The organism is Enterobacter sp. 6722112, assembly GCF_058661685.1.
Map to the genome: position 1 here is coordinate 3,409,692 of NZ_JBZWGR010000007.1, position 15,675 is coordinate 3,425,366.

General features: G+C 54.1%; 16 protein-coding genes. 8 read left to right on the top strand and 8 right to left on the bottom strand.

The window, feature by feature from the left end:
* The first annotated feature begins 17 nt into the window (after positions 1 to 17).
* The 4 genes from AC4OVU_RS17715 (at position 18) to AC4OVU_RS17730 (ending at position 5,008) form a co-directional block, all read left to right on the top strand.
* The gene (locus tag AC4OVU_RS17715) at positions 18 to 890 is read left to right on the top strand and encodes a manganese catalase family protein (RefSeq protein WP_015571777.1); all 873 of its coding nucleotides are present in this window, start codon (positions 18 to 20) and stop codon (positions 888 to 890) included.
* A 70-nt stretch (positions 891 to 960) separates the two neighbouring features.
* Positions 961 to 2,364 (top strand): cytochrome ubiquinol oxidase subunit I, encoded by a 1,404-nt coding sequence (locus AC4OVU_RS17720; protein ID WP_017382872.1) that lies wholly within the window; start codon positions 961 to 963, stop codon positions 2,362 to 2,364.
* On the top strand, positions 2,364 to 3,374 hold the full coding sequence (gene cydB / locus AC4OVU_RS17725; protein WP_015571779.1) for a cytochrome d ubiquinol oxidase subunit II: 1,011 nt from the start codon (positions 2,364 to 2,366) through the stop codon (positions 3,372 to 3,374). Before AC4OVU_RS17720 ends, cydB begins: the two co-directional genes overlap by 1 nt.
* A gap of 8 nt (positions 3,375 to 3,382) precedes the next feature.
* Positions 3,383 to 5,008, top strand: coding sequence for an alpha-amylase family protein (locus AC4OVU_RS17730; RefSeq protein WP_017382873.1), 1,626 nt, complete (start codon positions 3,383 to 3,385; stop codon positions 5,006 to 5,008).
* Here the strand turns inward: AC4OVU_RS17730 and AC4OVU_RS17735 are convergent, their stop codons facing one another.
* Genes AC4OVU_RS17735 through AC4OVU_RS17750 form a run of 4 tightly spaced genes read right to left on the bottom strand, consistent with a single transcriptional unit; the run spans position 5,009 to position 7,420 of the window.
* Entirely contained in the window at positions 5,009 to 5,995 is a 987-nt protein-coding gene (locus AC4OVU_RS17735) for an SDR family oxidoreductase (protein WP_015571781.1), read from the bottom strand.
* Between the two features lie 16 nt (positions 5,996 to 6,011).
* Positions 6,012 to 6,530, bottom strand: coding sequence for a 2-oxo-tetronate isomerase (locus AC4OVU_RS17740; RefSeq protein WP_110292282.1), 519 nt, complete (start codon positions 6,528 to 6,530; stop codon positions 6,012 to 6,014).
* Between the two features lie 11 nt (positions 6,531 to 6,541).
* Entirely contained in the window at positions 6,542 to 6,988 is a 447-nt protein-coding gene (locus AC4OVU_RS17745) for a DUF421 domain-containing protein (protein WP_006811854.1), read from the bottom strand.
* 9 nt (positions 6,989 to 6,997) lie between these two features.
* Positions 6,998 to 7,420 carry a hypothetical protein gene (locus tag AC4OVU_RS17750; protein ID WP_491928760.1) on the bottom strand — a complete coding sequence of 141 codons (423 nt, stop codon included), beginning with the start codon at positions 7,418 to 7,420 and terminating at the stop codon, positions 6,998 to 7,000.
* Between the two features lie 53 nt (positions 7,421 to 7,473).
* Here AC4OVU_RS17750 and AC4OVU_RS17755 point away from each other — a divergent pair, with 53 nt between their 5' ends.
* The 3 genes from AC4OVU_RS17755 (at position 7,474) to AC4OVU_RS17765 (ending at position 10,174) form a co-directional block, all read left to right on the top strand.
* Entirely contained in the window at positions 7,474 to 8,454 is a 981-nt protein-coding gene (locus AC4OVU_RS17755; protein ID WP_000019403.1) for an IS5-like element IS5 family transposase, read from the top strand.
* Between the two features lie 384 nt (positions 8,455 to 8,838).
* Positions 8,839 to 9,228 (top strand): YdeI family stress tolerance OB fold protein, encoded by a 390-nt coding sequence (locus AC4OVU_RS17760; protein WP_003862868.1) that lies wholly within the window; start codon positions 8,839 to 8,841, stop codon positions 9,226 to 9,228.
* A gap of 61 nt (positions 9,229 to 9,289) precedes the next feature.
* Positions 9,290 to 10,174 (top strand): SDR family oxidoreductase, encoded by an 885-nt coding sequence (locus AC4OVU_RS17765; RefSeq protein WP_023295372.1) that lies wholly within the window; start codon positions 9,290 to 9,292, stop codon positions 10,172 to 10,174.
* Positions 10,175 to 10,276: 102 nt separating this feature from the next.
* Here AC4OVU_RS17765 and AC4OVU_RS17770 read toward each other — a convergent pair whose 3' ends face one another.
* Positions 10,277 to 12,259, bottom strand: a complete 1,983-nt coding sequence (locus tag AC4OVU_RS17770; RefSeq protein ID WP_110292281.1) for an alkyl/aryl-sulfatase — start codon at positions 12,257 to 12,259, stop codon at positions 10,277 to 10,279.
* Positions 12,260 to 12,430: 171 nt separating this feature from the next.
* Here AC4OVU_RS17770 and AC4OVU_RS17775 point away from each other — a divergent pair, with 171 nt between their 5' ends.
* The gene (locus tag AC4OVU_RS17775) at positions 12,431 to 12,829 is read left to right on the top strand and encodes a hypothetical protein (protein ID WP_110292280.1); all 399 of its coding nucleotides are present in this window, start codon (positions 12,431 to 12,433) and stop codon (positions 12,827 to 12,829) included.
* 59 nt (positions 12,830 to 12,888) lie between these two features.
* Here AC4OVU_RS17775 and AC4OVU_RS17780 read toward each other — a convergent pair whose 3' ends face one another.
* The 3 genes from AC4OVU_RS17780 to AC4OVU_RS17790 form a co-directional block, all read right to left on the bottom strand.
* Positions 12,889 to 13,500, bottom strand: coding sequence for an outer membrane beta-barrel protein (locus tag AC4OVU_RS17780; protein ID WP_023295375.1), 612 nt, complete (start codon positions 13,498 to 13,500; stop codon positions 12,889 to 12,891).
* Between the two features lie 100 nt (positions 13,501 to 13,600).
* Positions 13,601 to 14,230: a winged helix-turn-helix transcriptional regulator gene (locus AC4OVU_RS17785; RefSeq protein WP_015571785.1), complete on the bottom strand. Its 630-nt coding sequence runs from the start codon at positions 14,228 to 14,230 to the stop codon at positions 13,601 to 13,603.
* Positions 14,231 to 14,293: 63 nt separating this feature from the next.
* Positions 14,294 to 15,469, bottom strand: coding sequence for an OmpP1/FadL family transporter (locus AC4OVU_RS17790; RefSeq protein ID WP_063150902.1), 1,176 nt, complete (start codon positions 15,467 to 15,469; stop codon positions 14,294 to 14,296).
* Positions 15,470 to 15,675: the final 206 nt, after the last annotated feature.

Below are 15,675 nucleotides of genomic sequence, written 5' to 3' on the forward strand. Positions count from 1 at the left end.
CGAAAGAGGGAGAATGTATGTTTCGACACGTAAAGCAGCTGCAATACACGGTACGCGTAGCCGAACCGAATCCGGGCCTGGCCAATCTTCTGCTTGAGCAGTTTGGCGGGCCACAGGGCGAACTTGCCGCGGCATGTCGTTACTTTACGCAAGGATTAAGCGACGACGATCCCGGTCGTAAAGATATGCTGATGGATATCGCGACCGAGGAGTTAAGTCACCTGGAAATTATCGGCACCCTGGTGGGTATGCTCAATAAGGGTGCGAAAGGCGAACTGGCGGAAGGCGTTGAAAATGAAGCGGAACTGTACCGCTCCATGACCGAGAACGGCAACGACAGTCATATCACCTCCCTGCTCTACGGCGGCGGTACTCCGCTTACTAACTCCGCAGGCGTACCGTGGACGGCGGCGTACGTGGATACCATTGGCGAACCGACCGCGGATCTGCGCTCTAACATAGCGGCCGAGGCGCGCGCCAAAATTATCTACGAACGGCTTATTAACGTAACGGACGATCCGGGTGTTAAAGATGCGCTTGCGTTTTTAATGACGCGTGAGGCAGCACACCAGCTCTCGTTTGAGAAGGCGCTCCAGTCGATCCGTAACAATTTCCCACCGGGTAAATTGCCGCCAATCGAAGAGTACACCAACAAGTACTACAATATGTCTGAGGGGGGAGAAGTTCGCGGCAGCTGGAACAGCGATAAGCACTTCGACTACGTGGAATCTCCTCAGCCAGCGGTCGATGGCGGTGACGGCGGCGCAAGCGTAACGCTCACTACAGAGCAGGAAACGCTGGTCAAAGCGATGTGCGCACGCACGAAATCCGACCCTAATGCCGATCCGCTTACCGGTGCCGAGCTTGGCGCAGGTAAGAAAAAACCGTAACCGGTTTTGCCAGGCAGCCTGAGGCTGTCTGGCAATGCCTTGTGCGCTATCAGTTCCAGAGGTACGGAGCATGTTCGAGCTTGATGCGTTTCATCTGGCCAGGATACAGTTCGCCTTTACCGTCTCTTTTCATATTCTCTTCCCGGCGATCACCATCGGGCTTGCGAGCTATCTGGTGGTTCTCGAAGGCATGTGGCTTCGCACCAAAAATGATGTCTGGCGCTCGCTATACCATTTCTGGCTGAAAATTTTCGCCGTCAACTTTGGTATGGGCGTGGTTTCCGGGCTGGTCATGGCTTACCAGTTTGGGACTAACTGGAGCGGCTTTTCCCAGTTCGCAGGCAGCATAACCGGCCCTCTGCTCACCTATGAAGTACTAACCGCCTTCTTCCTGGAAGCTGGTTTCTTAGGCGTGATGCTGTTCGGCTGGAACAAGGTCGGCCCCGGCCTGCACTTCTTTGCCACCTGCATGGTGGCGCTGGGCACGCTGATGTCCACTTTCTGGATCCTCGCCTCCAACAGCTGGATGCACACCCCGCAGGGCTTCAGTATTCAGAACGGTCAGGTCATTCCCGAAGACTGGCTGGCCATTATCTTTAACCCCTCATTCCCTTACCGCCTGATCCATATGTCCATCGCCGCCTTCCTGTGCAGCGCCTTGTTTGTGGGCGCATCCGGGGCATGGCATCTGCTGCGCGGTAACGATACGCCCGCTATTCGCACAATGTTCTCCATGGCCATGTGGATGGCGCTGCTGGTCGCGCCCATTCAGGCCGTGGTTGGGGATATGCACGGCCTGAATACGCTTGAGCACCAGCCTGCCAAAATCGCCGCGATTGAAGGCCACTGGGAAAACCCGCCCGGCGAGGCCACCCCGCTGCTGCTGTTTGGCGTACCGGATATGGAAGAGGAGCGCACCAAATACGGGCTTGAAATTCCCGCGCTCGGCAGCCTGATCCTGACGCACAGCCTGGATAAACAGGTCCCGGCGCTGAAGGATTTCCCGAAAGAGGACCGCCCTAACTCGCTCATCGTCTTCTGGTCCTTCCGCATTATGGTCGGCATGGGGCTGCTGATGATTACCCTTGGCGTGCTGAGCGTCTGGCTGCGCTATCGCCGTCGACTCTATCACTCGCGGCCATTCCACTGGTTTGCCCTCTGTATGGGGCCTGCCGGACTGCTCGCGCTGCTCGCCGGGTGGGTCACCACCGAAGTGGGCCGCCAGCCGTGGGTCGTTTACGGCTATCTGCGCACGATAGATGCGGTGTCTCTGCACAGTACGTTGCAGATGAGCATCAGCCTGCTGGCCTTTATCGTGGTCTACTGTTCGGTATTTGGCGTGGGTTATGTGTATCTCGCCCGGTTGATTAAGAAAGGTCCGCAGCCTGTGGGCACGCTAACGTCTAATACATCGGGCACCCCTGCCCGTCCGCTGTCCGCCGCCGAGTCTGTTCCGGAAGAGGAGAAGATCTGATGGGCGTCGATATCCCGGTCATCTGGTTTGCCATTATTGTCTTCGCCACGCTGATGTACATCATCATGGACGGTTTCGATCTCGGTATCGGCATGCTGTTCAGCTTTGTGGGCGATGCCAAAGAGCGCGACGTGATGGTGAACAGCGTCGCCCCGGTCTGGGACGGAAATGAAACCTGGCTGGTCCTCGGCGGCGCAGGGTTGTTCGGCGCGTTTCCGCTGGCCTACGCGGTAATAATCGATGCCCTGACCATCCCGCTGACGGCCATGCTGATCGGGCTTATTTTCCGCGGCGTGGCGTTTGAGTTTCGCTTTAAGGCGACCCCTTCACACCGCAAATTCTGGGACTACTCCTTTGCCGGCGGTTCCCTGCTGGCAACCTTCAGCCAGGGGATCGTGGTTGGCGCGATGATCAACGGCTTTGACGTGGAAGGGCGTCGCTTTGTGGGCTCCTCGCTGGACTGGTTCACCCCGTTTAATCTGTTCTGCGGGCTGGGCTTAATTGTCGCCTATACCCTGCTGGCTACCACGTGGCTGATCATGAAAAGCGAAGGCGCGCTGCAAAACCGGATGCGCGAGCTGACCCGCCATGTGCTGCTGGCGCTGATCGCCGTTATTGCGGTGGTAAGTATCTGGACCCCGCTCGGCTGGCAGTTTGTCGCCGAGCGCTGGTTTACTCTGCCTAACTTCTTCTGGTTCCTGCCAGTTCCGGTTCTGGTGGCGGTATTCAGCCTGTGGATCTGGCGGCTGACGCGCAATCCCGACAGCCATGCCCGTCCGTTCCTGTTAACGCTGGGCCTGATCTTCCTCGGCTTTAGCGGCCTGGGCATCAGCCTGTGGCCACACATTATTCCGCCACACATCACCCTGTGGGAAGCCGCCGCGCCGCCTGCCAGCCAGCTGTTTATGCTGATTGGTACGCTGTTAATCATCCCGGTGATCCTGGTTTATACCGCCTGGAGCTATTACGTCTTCCGGGGCAAAGTGTCTGATACCGAAGGTTATCATTAAGGATTGCTATGGCAGGCTGGCATACACGCGCCATTATTTACCAGATTGATACCGCCCTGTTTTACGATCTTAACGGCGATGGCTGTGGCGACATCGCCGGAATCACCGCGAAGCTGCGCTACATCCGTCGGATGGGCGCGACGGTTATCTGGATCACCCCGTTTTACCTCACGCCTTTTCTCGATGAAGGCTATGACGTGAGCGACCATTTGCAGGTCGATCCCCGCTTCGGCAAGCTCAACGATATCATCGCCTTTATTGAACAGGCGCGGGAGCTGGGGATGCAGGTCATTATTGAGCTGCTGATCCAGCATACCTCGGATGCGCATCCCTGGTTTCAACAGGCCCGCCGCAACCCCCAGTCACCCTACCGTGACTATTACCTGTGGTCCGACACGGACGACGACGATACGCCGCCGATGTTCCCCGGCGTGGAGAAGAGCATCTGGACATGGGACGACGAGGCGGGGCAATACTACCGGCATATGTTTTATCACCACGAGCCGGATCTCAATCTCGCCTCCCCTGCGGTGCTAAAGGAGATTGAGAACATCATCATCTTCTGGCTAAAGCTCGGGGTGTCGGGCTTTCGCCTGGATGCGGCATCGCACCTGACAAAACAGGCCGGACGTGGGGATGAAAAACGCGGCCTGTGGATCCTGGAGCATCTGCGCCGTCTTATCGGGCAGCGTAACCCGGACGCGATCCTGCTCGGCGAAGTCGACGTGGAGGTCGAGGCCTACAAAGATTATTTTGGTCAGAACGACCGGCTCAACCTGGTGCTGAATTTCTGGCTCAATAAGTACTTTTACGTCAGCCTGGCAGAGAAGAGCGCACGACCGCTGCGCAACGCGGTGAAGAAGATGATTGTGCCACCGGACTCCTGCTGCTTCGCCAACTGGCTGCGCAATCATGATGAGCTGGATCTGGAAGGGATAGGAAAAAAAGCGAAGCAGACCGTCATCGATACCTTTGCCCCTGACGAAGAGATGAGTGTGTATCAGCGAGGTATCCGCCGCCGTCTGGCGCCGATGCTTAATGGCGATCGAAAGCGGCTGGCCTTTTGCCATGCGGTCTTGTTTTCGCTACCGGGCGTACCGGTCATGCGCTACGGGGATGAGATTGGCATGGGGGATGATTTGGATCTTGAGGAGCGTTACGCCGTACGCACCCCGATGCAGTGGGCCGGATCGCAAGGCGGCGGTTTCTCAGATGCCGACCCGGAAACTTTTGTCGCCCCGATGATTGACCACGGCCCGTACCGCTATCAAAAAATCAACGTGGCGGATTCGCTGTTGCACCGCAACTCACTCCTGCACTGCATTATCGATATCGCCAATACGCGCTCGGAATTCCCTGAGATCGGCGTCGCGCCGTTTCGTCTTATTAATATCGACAGCGATGCGGTACTGGGGATCTATTACGAAACCGACACGCGCAGCATTCTGACCTTCGTTAACTTCAGCGATAAGCCCGTTAATTTTACCGCCAGAGGGATCCGGCATGCGACCTGGACCGCCTGCCTGGCGGACAAACGTTACGACGACGCGCTGGTGTGCGGCAAAACCGTCGCGCTTAACCTCAGCGGCTATGGCTACCGCTGGTTCTGGACCGATCGTACCGCACTGCGCTGATTATCGTCTCCGCGAGAGCAGCAGACGGGCCACGATCGCGCCCGTGACGGCAAGGGAGCCGAGCAGCACTTTCCCCGGCATGCCGGAGGTGACGCTGATAGCGCGCTCTTTTGCTTCGTCGGTGAAGTGCCCGTGGATTTTATGCAGGTCGTTAACCGGCTGATCCAGATAGTCCTGACGGTCATCCGCATTTAACGTATCGGTCATCTGCCCTTCCCAGGCCTTTTTAACCATCAGCCGATCCAGAAAGCCGGGGAAAAGAAATTGCCCGACAATCGACTGGACGGTGCTGCTGCCCACCCACAGTTCCCGCACCGGTTTCTGCGCCACCTTAAAAATAGCGCTGGCAGCTACTTCCGGCTGAAAAACGGGAGGAACCGGGCGCATCGCCCAGGCAAATTTATTCCTCGCCCACTCGAACTGCGGCGTATTGAGGCCCGGCATCTGTACCATTGCGATCTGCACCCGGCTGTTTTCATGCATCAGTTCGGTGCGCACAGCATCGGTAAATCCGCGGATTGCGGCTTTCGCCCCGCAGTAGGCTGACTGCAAGGGAATGGAACGGTAGGCCAGCGCGGAGCCAACCTGAATAATCGTTCCGCGATCGCGTGGGGTCATTAACTCCAGCGCGGCGCGGGTGCCGTTAACATAGCCCAGATAGGTCACCTCGGTGACGCGGCGAAACTCCTCCGGGGACATGGTGCGAAACGGCGCCAGCATCCCGCCCATAGCGTTATTCACCCACACATCGATGGCCCCAAGCCGGTATTCAATCTCGTTAGCAGCATCGGTCACCGCCTTGCTGTCGGCCACGTCGGCCTGAACGGCACGGGCGTTGATCCCAAAACGGCGCAACTCCTCTTCTGTGGAGCGCAGGCTCTGCTCGTCGCGGGCAATGATGCCCACATCGTAGCCCGCTTTGGCAAAGTGCAGCGCCGTGGCTTTCCCCACGCCCGCCGTACCGCCGGTAATAACGATCACAGCCATAGCCTTTCCCCTTGTTTCAGACGTTATCCCAGCCGGAGAGTATTTCGATCAGTTCAGACAGGGAATAACGCACCGCTTTATCCACCACATCCTGACATTCACCGGAAAACAGCACGGTGCAGGTTTCGGTCTGTCCGCAAATATTCCAGCCGAAGCAGACCGTACCGGCTGCGGTGCCATCGTCGCCGCCTTCCGGTCCCGCATAGCCGCTGATGGCAAGGCCGATATCCGCCTCGGCAATTTCGCGAATTTTAGCGGCCATCTCGGTCACCGTTTGTTCACTGACGGCGGTGAAGCGCTCAATGGTTTCGTGCCGCACGCCGAGGATCCTCTCCTTCGCCGCATCGCTGAACACCACCATGCCAACGTCATAAAATTCCGCCGTGTTCTCTTCGGCACAAAGCGCAACAGCGAGATTGCCGCCGGTACAGGACTCTGCGGTGGTTAACCGCAAACCTCTGTCCGTAAGCTGAGTGGCGAGCTTTTTCGTCAGCTCGCTGATGGTGCTGTTGCTGTCGTGAATAAGGTTGCTCATCGCGTTGCCCCTTAATTTTCGTCAGGAATAATAGAAATATGACCATTACGCTCAAGAATAGCGTATTTAATCTCCTTCAATTCTGTAATACCGTGATTCTGGCGGGCTGATACCAATATATCATCACAGGATACATCGACCTTTTTCAGTTTATCGGCAAGGGGAACACCGTTCTCCACCAATATCACCGGCGTGCCATCAAGAATATTTTCGACAGTGGAAAAATATTTTTTCAGCAGGCCAAAAATAATATCCACAACCACCAGCGTCGTTATTGTAATCATCGCGCCGGTGACGGAGAAATCTTCGCCAAGCAGCGCCTGTTGTGTCGCCTCACTGATAATTAAGAGCAAAATAAGGTCAAAACTGGTCATTTGTAGCAGAGCGCGTCGCCCGGCAACTTTAAACACAATGACCAGAAACAGGTAAATTGCCAGGGCACGAAAAACCATGTCCATATTCGACTCCTAGGGGTAAATAAACTGCCAGAAATGGATATCTGGCTCGTTGTTTACGCGGATACTGTTTGTCCACTTCCCTGCTTTTGACGGCGTGATAAATAACAAAACGGTAAATTTATCGGTCTGTTGTAAACGATCGTAGACGAGAAACAGGGTATTCCCCCGGCTGTACATGCTGTCCGGCTGTGGCCAGACGCTGCCTGGCTCATACGCGTCGCTGCTTTCGCTGGTCATGCTGAGGGTATATTTCCCCTCAGACGTCACCGGAAACGTCAGTGCCATCCGCGATTCGGTCTGGCGGCGACCGAAGCGCTCATAGCTCAGGGTCAGGGATTTTGCTTCGTTTGTTTTCTCCACGTCGCTGACCGCGCCGCTGGAAAACAGGCCGGCTATCGCGGCCACGATAATAGCTAAGGAAGGTGCGAACAAGTCCCTGATATGAGATCATGTTTGTCATCTGGAGCCATGGAACAGGGTTCATCATGAGTCATCAACTTACCTTCGCCGACAGTGAATTCAGCAGTAAGCGCCGTCAGACCAGAAAAGAGATTTTCCTCTCCCGCATGGAGCAGATTCTGCCATGGCAAAACATGGTGGAAGTCATCGAGCCGTTTTACCCCAAGGCTGGTAATGGCCGGCGACCTTATCCGCTGGAAACCATGCTACGCATTCACTGCATGCAGCATTGGTACAACCTGAGCGATGGCGCGATGGAAGATGCTCTGTACGAAATCGCCTCCATGCGTCTGTTTGCCCGGTTATCCCTGGATAGCGCCTTGCCTGACCGCACCACCATCATGAATTTCCGCCACCTGCTGGAGCAGCATCAACTGGCCCGCCAATTGTTCAAGACCATCAATCGCTGGCTGGCCGAAGCAGGCGTCATGATGACTCAAGGCACCTTGGTCGATGCCACCATCATTGAGGCACCCAGCTCGACCAAGAACAAAGAGCAGCAACGCGATCCGGAGATGCATCAGACCAAGAAAGGCAATCAGTGGCACTTTGGCATGAAGGCCCACATTGGTGTCGATGCCAAGAGTGGCCTGACCCACAGCCTGGTCACCACCGCGGCCAACGAGCATGACCTCAATCAGCTGGGTAATCTGCTGCATGGAGAGGAGCAATTTGTCTCAGCCGATGCCGGCTACCAAGGGGCGCCACAGCGCGAGGAGCTGGCCGAGGTGGATGTGGACTGGCTGATCGCCGAGCGCCCCGGCAAGGTAAGAACCTTGAAACAGCATCCACGCAAGAACAAAACGGCCATCAACATCGAATACATGAAAGCCAGCATCCGGGCCAGGGTGGAGCACCCATTTCGCATCATCAAGCGACAGTTCGGCTTCGTGAAAGCCAGATACAAGGGGTTGCTGAAAAACGATAACCAACTGGCGATGTTATTCACGCTGGCCAACCTGTTTCGGGCGGACCAAATGATACGTCAGTGGGAGAGATCTCACTAAAAACTGGGAATAACGCCTTAAATGGCGAAGAAACGGTCTAAATAGGCTGATTCAAGGCATTTACGGGAGAAAAAACGGCTCAAACATGAAGAAATGAAATGACTGAGTCAGCCGAGAAGAATTTCCCCGCTTATTCGCACCTTCCCTAACAGCACAATAAAACCCACCTGGCGAAATGCATACTCAAACGTCAGTAAACGGCTACTCTCTTTTATCCCAGGCACTTTTTCATTTTTTGGTTCCATGGCTGTGGTCACCGTTTCGCTTAATTGCCGAAATTTATGATTTTCCTGTGCAAATGCTTTTAAGACTTATCACATTTGCCACATAAAGGAATAGCAACAATACTTAATAAGTCAAGACATCCAAAATGAAGGATATCAGATGAAATTATCAGTGATTTCAGCCTTGTTAATATTAATTATCCCTACTGCATGGGCAGATAATAACGGCGGGTTACAAAAGGGTGACGCGCCGCCACCGCCGCATGCGCTGGACAGCGGTTATCGTGGTACCGATGATGCGCGCATTATGACCATTACTCAGGCCAAAGAGATGCATGATGGTGCCTCTATTTCATTGCGCGGCAATCTTATTGATGGCAATGGCGATAAATACGTTTTCCAGGATAAAACCGGGAAAATCGACGTTATTATCCCGAAAGCCGTATTTGACGACAGAACCGTGGAACCTGACAACATGATCAGTATTAGCGGCTCGCTCGATAAAAAATCATCCCCACCCGTAGTGCGGGTCAGCCACTTGCAAAAATAATTCAGCGAAGCGTTAACGCTGTAACTATCCATCAAATCTCACCCCTAACAAGGAGTTAGCTATGAGTGATAATGAACAACGTACGAACGCTTACCCAACGCCACCTTTCCCGGAGCAGCCTCAGACGCCACCGGGCCTGGCCTCAGAGATGGAACCCGTACCCGACCACGGCGAGAAGAGCTACAAAGGGCATGGTCGTCTTGCCGGTAAGAAGGCGCTAATTACCGGGGGCGATTCCGGCATAGGACGCGCGGTAGCCATTGCCTATGCCCGCGAAGGGGCAGATGTCGCGATTAACTATTTGCCGGAAGAGGAAGAAGACGCAGCGGAAGTCATCGCCCTGATTAAAGCGGAAGGACGGAATGCCGTCGCGCTTCCGGGCGATGTGCGGGACGAAACTTTTTGTCAGAGCCTTGTGGAGCAGGCCGTCTCAAAACTGGGCGGGCTGGATATCCTGGTGAATAACGCAGGCCGCCAGCAGTACCGTGAGTCGCTGGAAGAACTGACCACGGAAGATTTTGACGCGACCTTTAAGACCAACGTCTATGCGCCTTTCTGGATCACAAAGGCGGCGTTGCGCCACATGAAAGCCCCCGCCTCCATCATTAACACCTCATCTGTACAGGCGGTGAAACCGAGCGCCGTACTGCTTGACTATGCGCAGACCAAAGCCTGTCTGGCGGTGTTCACCAAAGCGCTGGCGAAACAGCTGGGACCGAAGGGGATCCGCGTGAACGCGGTAGCGCCGGGACCTTACTGGACCGTGCTTCAGCCCAGCGGTGGGCAGCCACAGGAAAAAGTGAAACATTTTGGCGAGAGTACCCCTCTGGGACGCCCGGGACAGCCCGTGGAGATCGCACCGCTGTATGTCACCCTGGCCTCGGATGAGTGTTCATACACCTCCGGGCAGGTGTGGTGTTCAGACGGCGGGGATGGCGTCATCTAGCGCTCAAGGCGCGCAGAGTGTAGGCCGGGTAAGGCGAAGCTGCCACCCGGCAAATTGTTGCAGGCGAAAGCTAAAGGGCTGCGAAAGCAGCCTTTTTTACGTTTAAGGGGTGACGACAGGAAACCAGAAGCTGAAGCTCTCCATGCAGCGCAGCATTTCGTTTACCTTCGCGGCATTGCCGACGATCGTCACCTCTCCTGCCTGTTGCGCCTTTTTCAACGTGGTCTCTTTGAGGATGATTTTATTCAGCGTTTCGCGGCTGAGCGTAATGGTTGCATCCGGATCTTCTGCCTGAGCGTTGGCGCTATGGTTCAGCACGCCATTCTCCAGCTCCAGCTTGTACTTGCCGCCCTCGCGACCCAGATCAACGTTAAAAATCCCTCTGGCATTCGCGGCTCTGACGCCGTTAAGGTGAACGCCGAAGTAGTCAAAAATCATCTCAGTCGACATGGCACGGACCGCATCCGGGCTGGCGGTATTGGGCGTCGGCATCCTCTTCACGCCGTTACGCAACGCCTGCGCACCGGTGAGGTAGGCGTTACGCCAGGGTCCTGACTCAGCCTGGTATCCCAGCTGTTCAAACGCGTCCGCTTCCAGTTCGCGCGCCGCCTTATTATTGGGATCGGCAAAAACGACTTTATTCATCACCTGCGCCACCCAGCGGTAATTTCCCCGGGCATAATCAACCCGGGCTTTTTCAAGGATCGCGCGGGCTCCGCCCATGTAATCGACATATTTTTTCGCCGCCTCGACCGGAGGCAGTTCATTGAGCGTCGCCGGATTGCCGTCGAACCAGCCAAGATAGTAGACATAGGTGGCTTTGACATTGTTGCTTACCGAGCCGTAATAGCCACGGCCTGCCCAGGATTTTGCCAGCCCATAAGGCAGGGCGAAATTAGCGGCTATCTCATCCCTCGTCAGCCCTTTATTCGCCAGCCTCAGCGTCTGGTCGTTGATATAGCGGTAGATATCACGCTGGCTTTTCATCAGCTTCACCACTTTCTTATTACCCCATGTGGGCCAGTGGTGCTGCGCGATTATAATTTCCGCTTTATCCCCCCAACGATCGAGAGCGTTATTGATGTATTTTGACCATGCCAGCGGATCGTGTATTTTCGCCCCGCGCAGCGAGTAAGTATTGTGCAGGGTGTGAGTGACGTTCTCCGCTGCTTCAATCAGCTTTTTCTCTTCCACATACCAGAGCATTTCAGACGGCGCTTCCGACCCCGGCGCCAGCATAAAATCATAGGTGAGACCGTCGATGATCTCTTTCTGCCCGTCTTCGGTAATGGCGTGAGTGGGCGCGATAAGCGTGACCGTCCCGGCTGAGGTGGTCGTCCCCAGACCCGCCCCTACCTGACCTTTTACATTGGCCTTTAACAGGTTTCCGTAGATATAACTGGCACGGCGGCTCATGGCATTTCCGGCCATGATATTTTCCGATACCGCCTCTTCCATAAAACCTGCTGGAGCATAGACTTTCACTTTGCCGGTTATCACTCCCGCTTCATCGACTACGCCACGCACGCCGCCATAATGATCGACATGACTATGGGTATAAATAACGGCAACAACCGGGCGTTTGCCACGATGTTGAACGTAAAGATCCATGCCCGCTTTGGCCGTTTCCGCAGACACCAGCGGATCGATAACCGTGATCCCCTCTTTGCCCTCTATAACCGTCATATTCGACAGATCGAGGTTACGGATCTGGTAGACGCCTTCCGTGACCTCAAACAGACCGCCAATATTATTCAGCTGCGCCTGACGCCACAGGCTCGGGTTGACGGTATCCGGCCCTTTTTGCCCTTCTTTGATAAAAGCGTATTTCTGGGGGTTCCAGATAACGGCGCCTTTTTCGCCTTTAATCACCGCGGGTGGCAGCGGGGCAATAAAGCCTTTGTGCGCATTTCGGAAATCCGTCTTATCAAAGAAGGGCAGTTGATCATAAAGTGCATCATTCATCTCTTTCGTATGGGCAGTGGCTCCCTTCCCTTCCTTTTGTGCCAGGACAGGCAATGAGGTCAACGACACTAATAGCAGACCAGCAACGGCTATCGCACTAACGAGAGTTTTAAATTTCATACTTCCTCGAGGAGTTATATTCACGCTGGCGGTACATGGGGGGAAAGGAGGCTATCACCAGGCTTATCTTTAACCTATGGAGATAACGTTTATAAATAAATTAGTTTATTCTTTCGTCGCTGCGTCCTTAAGGGATAATGCTGAGTCCAGTTATTTCCCCGGAGTGATTCGATGAAGAGCCTGCCGTTCTTTTTCGCTGTATTAACCCTCAGCACATTAACAGCCTGTAGTTCTCCCCAACCAGACAATGTTGAAAAAATTAATCATCTGCAAATTCCACTGGTGTTGCCGGGGGAAAAACCGCCGCAGGCACAGATATCGCATATCGCGTCTCTTTATCAGGAAAATAAACAGCAGTTCGAGACCTTAACGCGCAGCGTAAAATCACAGTATCTACAAGACACCACCGCAAAAGAAATTTTTGTTGCGGACAGTGACGTTCAACGCGTCTATGCCTCGCTGACCAAACTGGAACAGTTAGATATGGTTAATCAGCAATACCTGAAAGATAATAATGTCACGGGCCTGCAAAATATTCATATCATTCTTGAACCGTTATTCACCAGCTGAAAATAAAAAACCCGGCAACATAAGCAGCCGGGTTTTTATTAATGGGCATATCACGGGCATCAGTCGTACTGACCAAAGCGATAGCTAAGCCCTGCGGTGACGGAACTCAGGTCGCTGCTCACGCCGATCTGGTTAACATTGCCCACGTTGCTTACCCACTGATATTCCAGGCGGCCCGCCCAGTTTTTATTGAAAGCGTATTCAGTACCCACGGCTGCAAGCGGGCGCACACCGGTTTCAAAACGATTGTGACCACTTACATCGGATTCAGCGCGATAGCCCATTGCGCCGGCACGGCCGTAAATATCCCAGTCACTGGTCAGGGCATAACTGGCCTTCAGAGACATTTGCAGCCCCTGCGTCTTCATTTGCGCCCCGGCGCCATGCTGACCTTTAATCTGCATGTTACCTAAATAATCATAACCACCTTCTACCGCAAGCCATGGGGTAATCTGATAACCCGTATAAACACCCCCGCCGACATTATCATGGTTAAAATCGAAGTGATCGGAATGCGTGTTCTCAAACGCTTTTGAACCCATATTGGTATCAAAATAGTGAGACCAGCCGAATTTCGCCCCGCTATACCAGGTGCCCGCATCAGCGGCGGCGAACGCGGAAGTGGCGGTAAATGCATTAGCCATAATCAATGCGATAACTGTCTTTTTCATAAATATACCGTTTACTTGATAATGTTAAATCTGAGAAAGCAAACGATATAGAAAATTAACGGTAGCGTTAATTGCATTTCTGTTTAATTTTAAACTTCCGCTAGAATGACTCGGGTAAATGTCTGACCTCAAGCAGATATCCACCGCGCTTAAAGGCGATATATTCCCCCTGCTTAAGGGCAGATAATACATTGAGTATACTGCTGCGAGAGAGCAGCGTACGATCCTGGATATATTCCAGAATCGTGGTACGCAAACGCGTCTCTTCCGGGAGCAAAATCATTTCCTGAAGGTGGTTACGAATAACGGAATAGGTACGCTGCTGGAGTACCTGGGCATCACGGAATATTAAATAGGCCGTATGGTATGAGAGCAGCGCGGCGACATCCTCCCAGACGCCCTCGGCACGAAACAACTCAGCCGCCTTGTCCGCATCGAGACGTAAAATAGTCGACTCTCTTTCAGCACGGAGAAGGTGCCCCTGCGTAGGCTGGATCATCTCTGCAATACCAAACAAATGCGGCTCGTAAACGGTCACTACCACCAGTCCATCCGAAGCCCGCAGCAGGGACAGCTCTCCTTCCAGAAAGAGGTACATCTGCTGTTTCCCCTTCCGTAACCAGGTGAGTCGTTTACGCGGAACAACGTGCACTTTCTCCGCTATCGGCTCAAGGATGGCGGTCAGTCGTTCGATGGATTTTTCGGGTCGAACAGGCGGTAAAATATGCATGGTACAACCTTCTGACATTCAATATCTGCCATTATAGACCATATATTTTAAGCGGTTAGCCGATCAAAACTGATAGCTGTAGTTGACGCTGGCAAACCAAAGATAAGGATGATCGTAACTTCCGGCAAACGCCGTCGGGGATTTCACATGCGACGACTGCATATGAAGATACGACACGGCAATACCAATATTGCTGGCCGGGGTGATCTGATACTGGGCTCCCGTGCCAAATCGCCACTCATCCCCGGTGGGTAAAGTTAAGGCCACATCACTCTGACTCTCATACGGCGAGCTGTCGAACGCCACACCGATATTCAGTCGCCACTGAGGTGTTGGACGATACTGCACGCCCACCGCGCCGTGCCACGTATCCTTCAGGCGGCTGACGTTGTTCAGTTGCCGATCCCCAACGACGATTTGCGGGGCACCGAACTGGCTCCAGTCCTGCCAGCCGAGATCGCCCATAACCGACCACCGCGGGTTAATATCATGCACAAGACTGAGCATGATTTGCTGCGGCGCGCTGATTTGTGCCGACACCGGCAGGTCGTAGGCGCCATTCTGCATGCGAGCTTTGCCGTCAACAGAGTAGCGATAGTTCGTCTCGCTGTTCCATGTAATACCGGCTCGCGTCTGGTCGGTCAGTTGCATGAGTAGCCCAAGCCGATAGCTCATGGCCCAGTCCTCATCATGCTGCCGATAGTCATTATCATTAACGTTGCGGGTCAGCGAGAAATAACCGTAATTAACGTTGGCGGACGCCCCTATTGAGAGTCGGTCGTTGAGCTTGTATGCCAGTGAAGGACTGAGCGTCATTGCAACCAGGGTACTTTTTTTAATCAGCCTGTCGCCCGCCCAGCTACCGTAATCGATCCCCAGACCGTAATTACCGTAAAGCCCGATCCCGGCATAAAGATCATCGTTTATCTTCTGGCTATAAAAGGCGCTGGCATTCGGGATGGTTTTCATCACGTCGCCGGGGCTTTGATGGGCATGGTTATCCAGCTGGTTGTCGATGGAGCCATCCATAACCTGTAACCCGCCAGTGACCATATGATCCGGCAGGCGCGTCATGCCAGCAGGGTTGGTCATGATTGTCGAGGCGTCCTGCGCACGAGCCGCCTGCCCTGCTCCGGCAAGCGCGGTATCTTCGGTGCCGGCTTCATAAAAATAGAGGGCGCTGGCATGGGCACTGGAGGCGGCAAATAAGCCCGCGCACAGGAGGAGTCGTGTTTTCATCTGCGATCCAGGAAATAAAAAATTGGCCGACAGATATAACAGGGGCGCCTGATGACGTAAAATGGAAGAGGGTTTAATTTTAAATTATGCGCGGTTCAGCCCCTCTTAATATCTCTGACAATTCAGCGACGTCCGGAATACGACGCCGCTACGTCCTGCACCTGTAATACGTTCAGGTACAGGACGATAAAATCCAGGAACTTTTA